This window comes from Kineosporia babensis, from assembly GCF_021129305.1.
In the GTDB taxonomy this organism is placed as follows: domain Bacteria; phylum Actinomycetota; class Actinomycetes; order Actinomycetales; family Kineosporiaceae; genus Kineosporia; species Kineosporia babensis.
Genome location: NZ_JAJOMB010000013.1, coordinates 43917 through 57907, shown reverse-complemented (window position 1 = coordinate 57907; position 13991 = coordinate 43917). Strand labels below are relative to the sequence as shown.

Sequence of the window (13991 nt, the reverse complement as noted above, 5' to 3'; positions counted from 1 at the left end):
GCGAACGAATCAGGCGGTGGTGCTGCGACGACGCGTGGTGGTGCGCTTCGCGGCGGTGGGGGCCGGGGTGGCCTTGGTGGCGGTGCGGCTGGCGGTGGTCGCCGTCTTCTTGGCGGCCGTCTTGCGCGCGGTCGTGGTCTTGGCCGCGGTGGTCTTGGTGGCCGCGGCCTTGGCCGGAGCGGCCTTGGTGGCGGTCTTGCGCGCGGCGGGGGCCTTGGTCGCGGTCTTCTTCGCGGCCGTGGTGGTCTTCGCCGGGGCAGCCTTGGTGGCGGTGGTCTTCTTCGCCGCCGTGGTCTTGGTGGCCGTGGTCTTGGCCGGAGTCGCCTTGGTGGCGGTCTTCTTCGCGGCCGTGGTCTTGGCGGCGGTGGCCTTGGTGGCGGCGCTCTTGGTGGCCCGGCTCGGCGCAGCAGCCTTGGCGGCGGCGGCGACACCACGGGTGGTGGCGGCGCGGTTGGAACCGGCAACCGGCTTCGGCAGGGTGCGCGGCTCGGCGACGTACGCCTTGAAGGACGTGCCGGCCCGGAAACGCGGGACGGACGTCTTCTTGATGCGGACCTTCTCGCCGGTACGCGGGTTACGGCCGGTACGGGCGTTGCGGACGGCCTTCTCGAAAGAACCGAAACCGCTGATGGTCACCTTCTCGCCGCGGACCACGGCGCGGGTGATGGTGTCGATGACGGCGTCCAGGGCGTCGGCCGCAGCCTGACGGCCACCCAGTCGCTCCTGAAGAAGTTCGACGATATCTGCCTTGTTCACTTTCCATCCTCCGGTACATGGGATCAGGCTCGAAGCCTGATGTCGAAGATGAAGGTAAACGCAATCCGGCCTATAAATCCAATACAGAGTGAGGTTTTGTCGTTGTGTCTCAACGCAAAACCGCCCCCCAAACCGCCCTCGGCGGCCCTCGCACGGCCCCTTCCGAGGGCCGGCGCGGACCGCCGAGTTTCGCGAAACTCATTCTCTTTCAATTAATTCCGAGAATGAATGGTGATTCCGGTTGGGACTGAGGGGGTCCTCAGCGGGCCGGCAGAGTGGTCGGCAGAAAGTGTGGCCGATTCGACTCGAAAGCAGTCACGTCCTCGACGTGCCGGAGGGTCAGGCCGATGTCGTCCAGACCCTCCAGAAGCCGCCAGCGGGTGTAGTCGTCGACGTCGAACGGCACCGTCAGGTCGCCGCAGACGGCCCTCCGGGCGGTCAGATCGACCGTCACCTCAGTGCCCGGGCGGCTTTCCAGCGCGGTCCACAGCTTCTCCACGTCGGCCTGCTCGACGATCCCGGTGAGCAGTCCCGCCTTTCCCGAGTTCCCCCGGAAGATGTCGGCGAAGCGGGAGGACAGGACGACCCGGAAGCCGTAGTCGTTGAGCGCCCAGACGGCGTGCTCGCGGGAGGAACCGGTGCCGAAGTCGGGGCCGGCCACCAGGACCGAACCGGCCTTGTAGGCCTCCTGGTTCAGGACGAACTCCGGGTCCTGGCGCCAGGCGGAGAACAGGCCGTCCTCGAACCCGGTGCGCGTCACCCGCTTGAGGTACACCGCCGGGATGATCTGGTCGGTGTCCACGTTCGAGCGGCGCAGCGGGACCCCGATACCGGTGTGGGTACTGAACTTCTCCATGATTTCGCTGTTCCTTAGCTGTGAGGTCTGAAGTGGCGGGCGAGGGCTGCCGAGGTTTACTTGGCGGTGGAAGCGCCCTGCTGCGAAGCGACCTCGAGCCCCGGGGAAGCCAGGTCGGCGGGTGAGGAGAGAGTTCCGCGGACCGCGGTCGCGGCGGCCACGGCGGGCGAGACCAGGTGCGTGCGCCCGCCCTTGCCCTGCCGGCCCTCGAAGTTCCGGTTGGAGGTGGAGGCGCTGCGCTCGCCCGGCGCCAGCTGGTCCGGGTTCATGCCCAGGCACATCGAGCAGCCGGCCTGGCGCCACTCGGCCCCGAACTCGGTGAACACCTTGTCCAGACCTTCGGACTCGGCCTGGATCCGGACCCGGGCCGATCCGGGGACCACCAGAACCCGCACCGAGTCGGCCTTCTTCCGGCCCTCGAAGACCGCCGCGGCGGTGCGCAGGTCCTCGATCCGGCCGTTGGTGCAGGAGCCGATGAACACCGTGTCCACGGCGATCTGGCGCAGCGGGGTGCCCGCGGTCAGGTCCATGTAGGTGAGCGCCCGCTCGGCGGCGCTGCGCTCGTCCGGGTCGGCGATGCTCGCCGGGTCCGGCACGGCCGCCGAGAGCGGAGCACCCTGACCGGGATTCGTGCCCCAGGTGACAAACGGTTCCAGGTCGGGTGCGGACAGGTACACCTCGGTGTCGAAGGTGGCGTCCTCGTCGGTCCGCAGGGTGCTCCAGTACTGCACCGCCGCGTCCCACTGCTCGCCCTCCGGCGCGTGCCGGCGGCCCTTCACGTACTCGAAGGTGGTCTCGTCCGGGGCGATCATCCCGGCCCGGGCGCCGGCCTCGATCGACATGTTGCAGATCGTCATCCGGGCCTCCATGGACAGCGCCCGGATGGCCGAACCGCGGTACTCCAGGACGTAGCCCTGGCCACCGCCGGTACCGATCTTCGCGATCACCGCGAGAATGATGTCCTTGGCACTGGTTCCGGCCGGCAGGTCGCCGTCGACGTTGATCGCCATCGTCCGGAACGGCTTCAGCGGCAGCGTCTGGGTGGCCAGCACGTGCTCGACCTCGCTGGTGCCGATCCCGAAAGCCAGGGCCCCGAAGGCGCCGTGGGTGGAGGTGTGCGAATCGCCGCAGACCACGGTCATACCCGGCTGGGTCAGGCCGAGCTGCGGGCCGACCACGTGCACGATGCCCTGGTCCAGGTCACCCAGCGGGTGCAGCCGGACCCCGAACTCGGCGCAGTTCTTGCGCAGCGTCTCGATCTGGGTGCGGCTGACCGGGTCGGCGATCGGCTGGTCGATGTTGAGGGTCGGGGTGTTGTGATCCTCGGTGGCGATGGTGAGGTCGGTGCGACGCACCTGACGCCCGGCCATCCGCAGGCCGTCGAACGCCTGCGGGCTGGTCACCTCGTGCAGCAGGTGGAGGTCGATGTAGAGCAGGTCGGGCTCACCGTTCTCGCCGGTGCGCACCGTGTGCGCCTGCCAAACCTTTTCCGCCAGCGTGCGGCCCACGTTGATCAGCCTCCATCCGGGGTCAGCCCGTTCGTGTTTCACCGGGCACCTCGCGGTGCCCAACCGGTCGCGATCGGCGGTGGTGCCGGAGTCCGGTGCTGGCCGGACTTGCGTCTCGCTTCGTGAGACGACAGTATCGCTCCATGGACAAGAGTAGCGGAGTCGGCGTCCTGGACAAGGCAGCCGTGCTGCTCGACGCCCTGGAGGCGGGGCCCGCCACCCTGGCCCAGCTGGTCACCGCGACCGGGCTGGCCCGGCCCACCGCGCACCGGCTGGCGGTCGCCCTGGAGCACCACCGGCTGGTCAGCCGCGACCTGCAGGGGCGTTTCGTGCTCGGGCCGCGACTGGGCGAACTGGCCGCCGCGGCCGGCGAGGACCGGTTGCTGGCCGCCGCCGGGCCGGTTCTGGCGGCGCTGCGCGACCACACCGGCGAGAGCGCCCAGCTGTTCCGCCGTCAGGGTGATCAGCGGATCTGCGTGGCCGCGGCGGAAAGGCCGGTCGGGCTGCGGGATTCGATCCCGGTCGGCTCGGCCCTGTCGATGCACGCCGGTTCGGCCGCCCAGACCCTGCTGGCCTGGGAAGAACCGGATCGGCTGCACCGTGGGCTGAACGGCGCCAAGTTCACCGCGAGCACGTTGTCGGCGGTGCGGCGCCGGGGCTGGGCGCAGAGCATCGCGGAGCGGGAGCCGGGGGTCGCCTCGGTGTCCGCGCCGGTGCGGGGACCGTCCGGCCGGGTGGTCGCGGCGGTCTCGATCTCCGGCCCGGTCGAGCGTTTCACCCGTCAGCCGGGCCGCCAGCACGCGGCTGCGGTGGTGGCTGCGGCCGGGCGGCTCACCGAGGTCCTGCGCCGCAGCCAGCCCCAGGGCTGAACCACTTTGACCGCTGGGGCGCCGGGATGCGCCCGGTGGTCGGCGGATTGAGCCGGACGGTCGGATCAGCCCGCAGCACGGCTGGGGCCTGTCCTGTGGATCAGGGCCGTAGCGAGGAGGTGCCCGGACGTCGGCTGACGTGGCCGGTGGGGCCCCTCGCAATGGTTTTGCGTGGGGCCACACCGGACGCGGTCAGACGGCGTCCCGGGTGCCCTGCAGTAGGCAAAGATCCGCAGGACAGGCCCCAGGTCACGCGACCGGTGCGGTGACCCACCAACGAACGTTCGTGGTCACCAAACCAACTCACGCACCAGAGTGGCCGGCTGTGCCCCTCCCGATCGGCCCTGAGAAGCCGGCCAGATCACGGACGCCGGTGGCCGATCACCAGCCGATCGGGCCACGAAGTGGCCGGGATGGCTGAGCCGGCGGAGATTTCACGCCGACGAGGCCAGAGCCAGCGGGTGTTCTCGTCATCGGTGAGAGCCACCTCTCACCAGTCAGTGCGATTGCACTGTGATGCCGATCGCGTCTCCCGCACGGCTTTCCGCAGTTCCCGGTACTCCAGTACAACTTCACCCCGCCCGGCGCGCGTTGGTCAGGTCACAGGTGATCCGCCGAACATCACCAGGCGCACGCCCCAAAACGGAACCGAGCCCGTCACCCCGGCGGGGGCGAACGGGCTCGGACAGCGGCGAGAAGACGTCAGGAGACGCCGGCCTCACCGCTGAACTCGGCGGCCTCGTCCTGGGCGGAGTCGACCAGGGCGTCCACCTTGATCGCGCCGTTGCCGTCCTCGATCAGCCGGCGCAGCAGGACCAGCTCGATCCGGGCCAGGTCGGGCTCGTCGAGCTGCTCGAGCACCTGGCCCACGGTGGCGTCGTCACCGAGCACCGAGCGGACCAGAGCCTCGGCCGCGGACGGGTCGATCGCCACGGGGGTCTGGGCGTACGGGGCGGCCGCAGCGGCCACGAAGGCGGCCACGTCGGCCTGCGGGGTGAGCATCTGGGCGACGGCCCGGTAGAAAGCAGCACCGACGATCTCGCCGAAGGCGTTCCAGCCCTGCTCGTCCAGAGCCTTGGTGCGCTCCGGATACGCGTTCAGGTCGCCCGCGAGCAACTCCCGGACCATCTGTCCGATCTGGGCCGTCATGAGCTTTCCCTCCATTGATTCCACTGGTGCCCCCGCGGTGGCGCCCTACCCCCGGGCAGCCACATGTTCTCGCAGGTCGGCGAGAGATTACCGGACACGACGACGGCCCCCGACCAGAAGAGGTCGAGGGCCGTGTCTCGGTGTAGCCCCGACGGGATTCGAACCCGCGCTACCGCCTTGAGAGGGCGACGTGCTAGGCCACTACACAACGGGGCCATATTCTTGCTGTCTTGCCTTGCTGGCCTGCGCCTTTCGGCCTTGCCAGCTGTTCGATCCTAGCCGATCTCTCGGCTATTTCCGAATCGGCCTGATTGTCGTTCCGGCGGGCATGAGCCTGCCTTGTAACAATCTCACCGAGCTGGGGTACCAGGACTCGAACCTAGAACAACTGAACCAGAATCAGCCGTGTTGCCAATTACACCATACCCCAATCAGGTAACCATCCCGCCGTAAGATCATCTCCGAGGAGGCGATCTTTCCGCTTGGGCGGCTGCCTGAAGAGAACATTACCGGTACGCGACCGTGGACCCAAATCGGCCTGCCGTCCGGCCGGGACCCCGCCCGAGCTGCCGGAGCCGCCGGACCGGCGGATACACCGGCCGATCGCGGCCAGGCCCACCGAAGCAGCCCGCCCCGACAGCACCTTCACCCCACGAACACCCGCCCACCGCCCGGTGCAGACCACTCGGATGCAGGCCCACCTTCCTGCGATCCAGCGCGGTACAGGCCACCTCCTCCTACAACCCATCCGCACGCATCCCCAGCACCGGCGAATCCCTCCCCACCAGCCCCGCCGCAGCGCCGCCGGCCGCAACGGCCAACCGTGCACGAAGCAGACGTAGGCACCCCCAGCCTCAGAACTTTCCACTACTTTGCGTGATGGATGCGCCCCTCCACCCGCACGCCGCCCGCTCGCACCGTGAGCTGTCGCCACGCAACGTGTCCAACACCCGTCGGTGTCAATATGACTATGGGTAAGGTGTCGACCACGAGATCGTCCGGACTTCCGCTCTTGGCGCATCGGCGGTTCAGCTACGCTCCAGCACACAGGGGCGTGACCACCGGGGGACGGGGATGTTCACAGTTCAAGCACTGTTTTTCGGGTCCGGCGGCATGCCGGTGGCGGGCTGATGGGGCGCGCTCTCGCGGCCCGGTCCGGCCCGCTCCTGGAGCCGAATCGCGCTCGGGTCTGCGTCCCCGTCCCTGATCGCAGGGGGTGACGGATGGCAGTTCTGGGCTTCCGCCTCACCGAACTGTCCCCGCTGGCCCTGCTGACCCGACCGGGTCGCTCCGTGTCACGCCGGACACCAACCCCGCTGCGCCCGGACCTCACCTCGCTGCGGATCATCGGGGTCAGCCTGCTGCTGGTCGCGTTCGGCGCCGGGTTGTGGTTCCTGCCGCTCACCCAGGAGCTGGGCGGGCGCGGCGAGCTGCTGCAGCTGGACTGGTACACGGTGGCCGCGCTGGCCGCCGCCTGCGAGATCGTCGTGCAGATGGTGCAGGTCAACGGGCACCGCCAGGTCCGCGCCATCTCGATGAACGAGATCGCCACCGTGCTCGGCCTGTTCTTCGCCTCCCCCGGTGCGTTCGTGGCCGGGCGGCTGATCGGGGTGCTGGCCGCGCTGGTGCTGTGGCGCCGCCAGGGCCCGGTCAAGGTGTTCTTCAACGGCTCCATGCTGTTCGCCGAGTCGGTGCTCGCCCTGCTGCTGTTCAACCTGATCCGGGGCGAGGGCGCGGTGATCGACCAGCAGGCCTGGGCCGCCGCCCTGGTCGCCACCGTCTGCGGCGGCCTGCTCTCGGCGGTCGCGGTCACCGTGGTGCTGGCCGTGGTGGACGGCGAGACCAAGCGCCGGGACTTCTTTCTCGAGGCCGGCCGGGGCGCCGCCACCTCGGCCTGGGTCACCTGCATCGCCCTGGTCGCGGTGCACGCCCTGGCCGCCACCAGCCGGGCCGCGATCCCCCTGCTGATCTCGATGGTGCTGCTGCTGGCCGCCTACCGGCGCTACTCCAGCCTGTTCGAGCGGCATCTCAGCCTGGAGCGGCTCTACCGGTTCAGTCACGCGGTCAGCAGCACGCCCGAGGTCAACGAGATCCTCACCGGGGTACTGCAGCACGCCCGCGAGGTGCTGCGGGCCGACTACGCCGAGATCGTCTTCGTCTCCCCCGAGTCCGGCCACCAGCCGCTGCGGATCGACAGCCGGGGCTCGGGCAGCAAGCTGCGCCGGGCCCGGCTCACCGAACCGGCCGCCAGCGACCCGAGCTGGTCCGGGGTGGTCACCAGCGGCGGCCCGCTGCTGATCCCCCGGGGCGATCGCGGCCACCGCCCGCTGCTCGCCGAGCGCGGCCTGCGCGACGCGATCCTGGTGCCGCTCAAGGGTGAGGCCGGCATCGTCGGCACCATCCTGGTCGGCGACCGGATCAGCGACGTGCGCTCGTTCGACTCCGACGACGTGCAGTTGCTGATGACGGTGGCCAACCACGCCAGCATGGCCCTGCAGAACGGCCGGCTGGTGGACCGGCTGCGGCACGACGCGCTGCACGACAAGCTCACCGGCCTGCCCAACCGCAACCGGCTGCAGCAGGAGATGGTCAGCGCGCTGAGCGAGCTGCGCGCCGACCGCTCCCCCGGGTTCACCGTGATGAACCTCGACCTGGTCAACTTCAAGCAGGTCAACGACACCTTCGGGCTCCCGCTGGGCGACCGGCTGCTGCAGGAGGTCGGGCAGCGGCTGCACAAGTCGCTGGGCGGGCACGGCACCCTGGCCCGCACCGGCGGCGACGAGTTCACCGTGCTGCTGCCCGGTCTGGACACCATCACCCAGGCTCTGGACGTGGCCACCCGGCTGCGCTGCGGGCTGGAGAAACCGGTCAGCATCCAGGGCGTCGACGTGGAGGTCGGGGCCGCGATCGGGATCGCCGTGGCCCCGCTGCACGGCTCGGACGGGCACACCCTGCTGAAACGGGCCGACGCGGCGATGTACTACGCCAAGAACTCCGGCTCCGGCCTGCACGTGTACGAAAAGGGCCTGGACGCCAACGAGACCCCGGAACGGCTGGCCCTCACCGCCGAGCTGCGCCAGGGCATCTCGGCCGGTCAGCTCGAGGTGTACGTGCAGCCCCAGGCCGATCTGCGCACCGGCCTGGTGCTCGGGGTGGAGGCGCTGGTGCGCTGGCGCCACCCCCGCCACGGCCTGCTCTTCCCCGACACGTTCATCCCGCTGGCCGAACGCAACGGCCTGATCCCGCAGCTCACCGACGCCGTGCTGGAACAGGCGGTGGCGGCCTGCGGGCGCTGGCGGCGGGCCGGGCACCGGCTGACGGTCAGCGTGAACCTCTCGGCCCGCAGCAATCTCAACGACAACCTGATCGCCAGCGTCCAGCGGCTGCTGAACCGGCACGCCGTCCCGGCCGACTCGCTCACCCTGGAGATCACCGAGAGCTCGGTGATCCGCGACCCGGGCCGCACCCGGATGGTGCTGGACCGGCTGCACGACCTCGGAGTGGGCCTGTCCATCGACGATTTCGGCACCGGGTACTCCTCGCTGTCCTACCTGCGCCAGCTGCCGGTGCAGGAGGTCAAGATCGACAAGAGCTTCGTGATGAGCATGCTCACCGAGCCGGGTGACGCCGCGATCGTGCGCTCCATCGTGGATCTGGGCACCAACCTCGACCTCGCGGTGGTGGCCGAGGGCGTGGAGGACGCGGCCACCTGGGCCGAGCTGGAACGCCTGGGCTGCACCAACATGCAGGGTTTCTACCTGGCCCCGCCGATGCCGCTGGCCGGATTCATCGACTGGCTGGCCGCCCGCGAAGGGCATCTGGCCGAGGCCCGTTGAGGAACTGCAGAGCAGAACCAGAAGGATGAACGGTTGCGGTCGCCTCTCAAGGGACCGCGGACGTCCCCGGTTTGGTCACCGACATTCAAGCTCGGTGGGTACCGCTCGGCGCACCTCGAAGCGCACCAGAGGCCAGCCAGAACGAAACGTCCGCGGTCCCCTCCCAGGGGCCGCGGACGTCTCACATCTGGTTGCGCAGATCAGTCGCGCGAGACCACCGGGTTGCTCAGCACACCCATGCCCTCGATCTCCACCTCGACCCGGTCGCCCGCGTTCAGCGGCCCGACCCCGGCCGGGGTACCGGTCAGGATCACGTCGCCGGGCAGCAGGGTGAACGCGGCCGAGATGTAGGCCACGATCTCCGGGATCTTGTGGATCAGCGAGGAGGTCCGGCCGTCCTGCTTGGTCTCGCCGTTCACCCGGGTCGTCACCCGCACGTCGGTGGCGTCGGCGTCCAGCACCAGGTAGGGCCCCAGCGGGCAGAAGGTGTCGAAACCCTTGGCCCGGGCCCACTGCCGGTCGGACTTCTGCAGGTCCCGCGCGGTGACGTCGTTGGCGATCGTGTAACCGAGCACCACCTCGTTCACCCGCTCGGCGGGAACGTCCTTGCAGAGCTTGCCGATCACGATCGCCAGCTCGCCCTCGTAGTGCACGTTGCTGGACTGGCGGGGCAGCACGATCGGGTCGCCCGGGCCGATCACCGAGGTGTTCGGCTTGAAGAAGAGCAGCGGCTCCTCGGGCGGGGCCTCGCCCGGGGTGGTGGCCATCTCGGCCACGTGGTCGGCGTAGTTCTTGCCGACGGCAACCACCTTGCTGCGCGGGATGACCGGGGCCAGCAGCCGCACGGCGTCGTCGAACCGGACCTTCTCACCGGTCATCTGGACCGTCTGGAAGAGCGGGTCGCCGCTGATGACGTGCAGGAACCCGGATCCCTGCTCGCCCTCGACGACCGCGTACCGAGGGTCTTCGCCGGTGGTGAATCTCGCGATGAGCATGCTGAGACTTTATGCCCCGGGCCGGCCCTCCCCCAGCCCGGGACATACTGGTGCGGTGTGTGAGGTGATGCAGGCGGAGCAGTGGCAGCCCTTGGCCCGGGAGCACGAACGCCGGGCCGACGAGCTGACCGCCGGGCATCGCGAGCGCAAGGCCCGGCGGGAACGGCACGCGATCGACGACTTCCTGTTCGAGTACTACAACACCCGGCCCTCGGTGATGCGCCGCTGGCACCCGGGGGCCGGCACCCGGCTGGAGCCCACGCCCGGCGGCATCCCGCACCAGAACTGGCGCTGGTACAGCACCGCCGAAGACGGCACGGTGGGTTTCGACGCGGCGCAGTTCATGGCGGAGCGCGGCGATTCGGTCCGGTTCATCCATCGCCTGCTCACCGCCATCTCCACCCGGCCGGCCTTCACCGGCTGTTTCGGCCTGCACGAGTGGGCGATGGTCTACCGGCAGGACGAGCACCGCCACCCGCTCCCCCTGAGGCTGGGACAGGCCGGTACCGACGCGGTGGTCGAGGCGCACCCGATCCGCTGCAGCCACTTCGACGCGTTCCGGTTCTTCACCCCGAAGGCGGTGGGCCGCAATCGCCTGCAGCCCACCCGTGAGACCCAGGTCGAGCTGGACCAGCCGGGCTGCCTGCACGCCTCGATGGACGGGCACAAGTGGGCCACCAAGCTGGGCCCGGCGATTCCGGGCGACCTGGCCCTGGACTGCTTCGAGCTGGCCCGCGACATCCGGCTGCTCGACATGCAGGCCTCGCCGTACGACCTTTCGTCCTACCAGCAGCCGGCTGTGGCGATCGAGACGGCCGAGGGCAAAGCGGAGTATGTGAGCCGGCAGCGGGCTTTCGCCGAACGCTCGCAGCTGTTGCGCACCAGGATGATCACGGTGCTGGAGTTGCTGATCAGCCCTGCTGGGACTGAAGTTTCGGCGTGATTAGCCCGTTCGGGTCTGGCCCTTGGAAGTGGATGACGAGGGGGTAGGCCGAACTCGCGGCGTGTTTCCGGCCCCGCGAATCCTGTGCGTTCGCTGAACTTTGCGCATGACAACGAGAAGGTTCAGGTACCTCGGGCACGTCCGCACGGCCGCCGGCGCGGCGGTGCTCGGACTGGCCCTCATCGCTTCCCCAGCGCTCGCCGGGGAGTACTCCGCCGCGACCCCGGCTGCCTCCCCGGCGGGCTCGAAGGCCACGGTGGCGCTGGAGAGCACCCCGATCGCGGCGACGGCCAAGAAGTTCCCCGATTCGATCAACCTGCCCAACGGGTTCCGGCCCGAGGGGATCGCCTCCGGTCCCAAGCGCCAGTTCTTCGCCGGCTCACTGGCCGACGGCCGGATCTGGACCGGCAGCCTGAAGACCGGTGAGGGCCGGGTGCTCACGCCCGGCGTCCCCGGCCGTTCGCTGCGCGGGATGGAGTGGGACCCGCGCTCGAACCTGCTCTGGGCCGCCGGTCAGGACGGCGACCAGGGCATCGTGCTCGGCGTGGACATCGCCACCGGATCGATCAAGCACCGGGTCAAGGTCCCCGGCGCGATCTTCCTGAACGACCTGACGGTGGAGCCGAACGCGGTCTGGGTCACCGACTCCCGGGTGGACCGGCTCACCCGGATCGCGTTGCGGGACGCCACCGGGGCCAAGGCCGGCCAGATCAACTTCATCAACCTGAAGGGGGCCTGGCCGCTCACCCCGGCCGGCAAGAACGGCGCCAACGGCCTCGAGACCCTCTGGGACGGTTCGCTGATCCTGAACAACAGCACGTTCGGCGGCATCTACCGGGTCAGCTACCACACCGGCGAGGCCAAGGTCCTGCCGATCCGCCGGGGCCCGGGCATCACCGGCGGCGACGGGCTGGAGCGCAAGGGCCACACCCTGTTCGTGATCCGCGGCAACAGCCAGAACGCGGTGGAGAAGCTGAAGCTGCACCACAGCCGGGGCAAGGGCTGGCGGGCCACCTGGCGCAAGACCCTGACCTCGCCGAAGCTGGACGTGCCGAGCACCGCCACCTTCGTGCACCACACGCTGTGGACGGTGAACGCCCGCTTCGGGGTGCAGAACCCGGACAGCGCGAACTACACCGTGGTCCCGCTGGGCAAGAAGGTGAAGGGCGAGACGGTCACGCCGTACTGGCGCTGAGTCTCCACAACCTGAGGACGGGGTGGGCACCAAAGGTGCCCACCCCGTCTTCCATTGTGGTCATCGAAGGCCATGCCTACCCAGCGTGTGGCAGAATCACCGGCAGCATGTTCAACCACGGCGTCATTATTCGCAGGCGCGTCGGCACCGCCCAGGGCTAGGGCACCGTCGACGCGCAGACCTTCCGCACCCGCGGGGGGTCTTTTTTCATGCGCCGGGCCGTGACGAACCGGCGAAAACCAGCATCCACGACCGAAGGCGAACCACGATGGAGAGCACCGGCAGCACCTTCCAGGTGTACGACACCACCCTGCGCGACGGCGCCCAGCAGGAGGGGCTCAGCCTCTCGGTGCCGGACAAGCTGGCGATCGCCGGCCATCTGGACGAACTGGGGGTCGGCTTCATCGAGGGCGGCTGGCCGGGGGCGATTCCCAAGGACACGGAGTTCTTCCGCCGGGCCGCCACCGATCTGAACCTGAAGCAGGCCGTGCTCACCGCGTTCGGCGCCACCCGCAAGGCCGGCGTCGCGGTGGATCAGGACCCGCAGGTGCAGGCCCTGATCGACTCGCTGGCCCCGGCCGTGACCCTGGTCGCCAAGAGCGATATCCGGCACGTGGAGCGGGCTCTGCGCACCACCGCCGAGGAGAACCTGGCGATGATCACCGAGACCGTGCGCCACCTGCGCGATCACGGCCGCCGGGTGTTCCTGGACGCCGAGCACTTCTTCGACGGCTACCGCTTCAACCCGGACTACGCGCTACGGGTGGTGCGCTCGGCTGCCGAGGCCGGGGCCGAGGTCGTGGTGCTGTGCGACACCAACGGCGGGATGCTTCCCGGCTGGGTCACCGAGGTGGTGCAGGAGGTGAGCGCGCAAACCGGTGCGCTTCTGGGGATCCACGCCCACAACGACACCGGTTGTGCGGTCGCCAACTCGCTGGCCGCGGTCGAGGCCGGGGCGATCCAGGTGCAGGGCACGCTGAACGGGTACGGCGAGCGCACCGGGAACGCCGACCTGATCACGGTTCTGGCCGACCTGGAGCTGAAACTGGGCCGTCCGGTGCTGCCGGAGGGCAAGCTGGCCGAGATCACCCGGATCGCGCACGCGGTGAACGAGATCGCCAACGTGCTGCCGTACCAGCGTCAGCCCTACGTCGGGGCCTCTGCCTTCGCCCACAAGGCCGGGCTGCACGCCAGCGCGATCAAGGTGGATCCGGACCTGTACCAGCACATCGATCCGGCTCAGGTGGGCAACGACATGCGGATGCTGGTGTCGGACATGGCAGGCCGGGCCTCGATCGAGCTGAAGGGCAAGGAGCTCGGTTTCGATCTGTCCGGCGACCGGGAACTGCTGAGCCGGGTGACCGATCGGGTGAAGCAGCTGGAGGCCCGGGGTTACACGTTCGAGGCTGCCGACGCCTCGTTCTCGCTGCTGCTGCAGGAGGAGGTGCACGGCGCCCAGCCGCAGTTCTGCGCGGTCGAGAGCTGGCGAGTGATCACCGAATTCCGGGACGGCACGGCCGAGGCGGTCTGCGAGGCGACGGTGAAGCTGACCGCCGGGGGTACGCGCTCGGTGGCTACCGCGGAGGGCAACGGTCCGGTGAGCGCACTGGACCATGCGCTGCGGCAGGCGCTGCTGCCGGTCTACCCCGAGCTGGACGCGATGAAGCTGACCGACTTCAAGGTGCGCATCCTGGACGGGGAATCGGCCACCGACGCGATCACCCGGGTGCTGGTCGAGACCACGGGTTCCGGTGCTGTCTGGCGGACCGTGGGGGTCGGGCCGAACGTGGTGGAGGCGAGCTGGCAGGCCCTCCTGGAGAGCTTTGTCTTCGGGCTCCAGGCGATGGGGGCTGCTCCTCGTCTGTAAAAGGGCTTCGAACTAAG

Annotated in this window: 10 protein-coding genes and 2 tRNA genes; 5 read left to right on the top strand and 7 right to left on the bottom strand. The window is 69.5% G+C overall.

What is annotated here, in order from left to right; translation table 11 throughout:
- Nucleotides 1–9 precede the first annotated feature (9 nt).
- The 3 genes from LR394_RS22810 to leuC form a co-directional block, all read right to left on the bottom strand.
- A complete protein-coding gene (locus LR394_RS22810) occupies nucleotides 10–756 on the bottom strand; it encodes an HU family DNA-binding protein (protein ID WP_231445250.1) in 747 nt (248 codons plus the stop codon).
- A 259-nt stretch (nucleotides 757–1015) separates the two neighbouring features.
- Nucleotides 1016–1612, bottom strand: coding sequence for a 3-isopropylmalate dehydratase small subunit (gene leuD, locus LR394_RS22805; RefSeq protein WP_231445248.1), 597 nt, complete (start codon nucleotides 1610–1612; stop codon nucleotides 1016–1018).
- 56 nt (nucleotides 1613–1668) lie between these two features.
- Nucleotides 1669–3120 (bottom strand): 3-isopropylmalate dehydratase large subunit, encoded by a 1452-nt coding sequence (leuC, locus tag LR394_RS22800; protein ID WP_231445245.1) that lies wholly within the window; start codon nucleotides 3118–3120, stop codon nucleotides 1669–1671.
- Between the two features lie 143 nt (nucleotides 3121–3263).
- On the opposite strand from leuC, the gene LR394_RS22795 reads away from it, so the two are divergent.
- Nucleotides 3264–3989, top strand: a complete 726-nt coding sequence (locus LR394_RS22795) for an IclR family transcriptional regulator (RefSeq protein ID WP_231445243.1) — start codon at nucleotides 3264–3266, stop codon at nucleotides 3987–3989.
- 702 nt (nucleotides 3990–4691) lie between these two features.
- Here LR394_RS22795 and LR394_RS22790 read toward each other — a convergent pair.
- The 3 genes from LR394_RS22790 to LR394_RS22780 form a co-directional block, all read right to left on the bottom strand.
- On the bottom strand, nucleotides 4692–5138 hold the full coding sequence (locus LR394_RS22790; protein ID WP_231445241.1) for a hypothetical protein: 447 nt from the start codon (nucleotides 5136–5138) through the stop codon (nucleotides 4692–4694).
- A 143-nt stretch (nucleotides 5139–5281) separates the two neighbouring features.
- A tRNA-Glu gene (locus LR394_RS22785) sits at nucleotides 5282–5354 on the bottom strand.
- A gap of 142 nt (nucleotides 5355–5496) precedes the next feature.
- A tRNA-Gln gene (locus LR394_RS22780) sits at nucleotides 5497–5568 on the bottom strand.
- Between the two features lie 793 nt (nucleotides 5569–6361).
- Here LR394_RS22780 and LR394_RS22775 point away from each other — a divergent pair.
- Nucleotides 6362–8974: a putative bifunctional diguanylate cyclase/phosphodiesterase gene (locus tag LR394_RS22775; RefSeq protein WP_231445239.1), complete on the top strand. Its 2613-nt coding sequence runs from the start codon at nucleotides 6362–6364 to the stop codon at nucleotides 8972–8974.
- A 200-nt stretch (nucleotides 8975–9174) separates the two neighbouring features.
- Here LR394_RS22775 and LR394_RS22770 read toward each other — a convergent pair whose 3' ends face one another.
- The gene (locus LR394_RS22770) at nucleotides 9175–9969 is read right to left on the bottom strand and encodes a fumarylacetoacetate hydrolase family protein (protein WP_231445237.1); all 795 of its coding nucleotides are present in this window, start codon (nucleotides 9967–9969) and stop codon (nucleotides 9175–9177) included.
- A 67-nt stretch (nucleotides 9970–10036) separates the two neighbouring features.
- Here LR394_RS22770 and LR394_RS22765 point away from each other — a divergent pair, with 67 nt between their 5' ends.
- From LR394_RS22765 to cimA, 3 genes are all read left to right on the top strand, one after another.
- Nucleotides 10037–10912, top strand: a complete 876-nt coding sequence (locus LR394_RS22765) for a 3-methyladenine DNA glycosylase (RefSeq protein ID WP_269329637.1) — start codon at nucleotides 10037–10039, stop codon at nucleotides 10910–10912.
- 106 nt (nucleotides 10913–11018) lie between these two features.
- Complete coding sequence (locus LR394_RS22760) at nucleotides 11019–12107, top strand: NHL repeat-containing protein (protein ID WP_231445232.1); 1089 nt, start codon at nucleotides 11019–11021, stop codon at nucleotides 12105–12107.
- A gap of 268 nt (nucleotides 12108–12375) precedes the next feature.
- Entirely contained in the window at nucleotides 12376–13974 is a 1599-nt protein-coding gene (gene cimA / locus LR394_RS22755; protein ID WP_231445230.1) for a citramalate synthase, read from the top strand.
- Nucleotides 13975–13991 lie beyond the last annotated feature (17 nt).

Excerpts from the sequence above, each read along its gene's own strand:
- LR394_RS22770 (WP_231445237.1), bottom strand. The coding sequence starts at position 9,969 with ATGCTCATCGCGAGATTCACCACCGGCGAAGACCCTCGGTACGCGGTC.
- LR394_RS22760 (WP_231445232.1), top strand. The coding sequence starts at position 11,019 with ATGACAACGAGAAGGTTCAGGTACCTCGGGCACGTCCGCACGGCCGCC.
- cimA (WP_231445230.1), top strand. The coding sequence starts at position 12,376 with ATGGAGAGCACCGGCAGCACCTTCCAGGTGTACGACACCACCCTGCGC.
- LR394_RS22790 (WP_231445241.1), bottom strand. The coding sequence starts at position 5,138 with ATGACGGCCCAGATCGGACAGATGGTCCGGGAGTTGCTCGCGGGCGAC.
- leuD (WP_231445248.1), bottom strand. The coding sequence starts at position 1,612 with ATGGAGAAGTTCAGTACCCACACCGGTATCGGGGTCCCGCTGCGCCGC.
- LR394_RS22775 (WP_231445239.1), top strand. The coding sequence starts at position 6,362 with ATGGCAGTTCTGGGCTTCCGCCTCACCGAACTGTCCCCGCTGGCCCTG.
- LR394_RS22795 (WP_231445243.1), top strand. The coding sequence starts at position 3,264 with ATGGACAAGAGTAGCGGAGTCGGCGTCCTGGACAAGGCAGCCGTGCTG.
- LR394_RS22765 (WP_269329637.1), top strand. The coding sequence starts at position 10,037 with ATGCAGGCGGAGCAGTGGCAGCCCTTGGCCCGGGAGCACGAACGCCGG.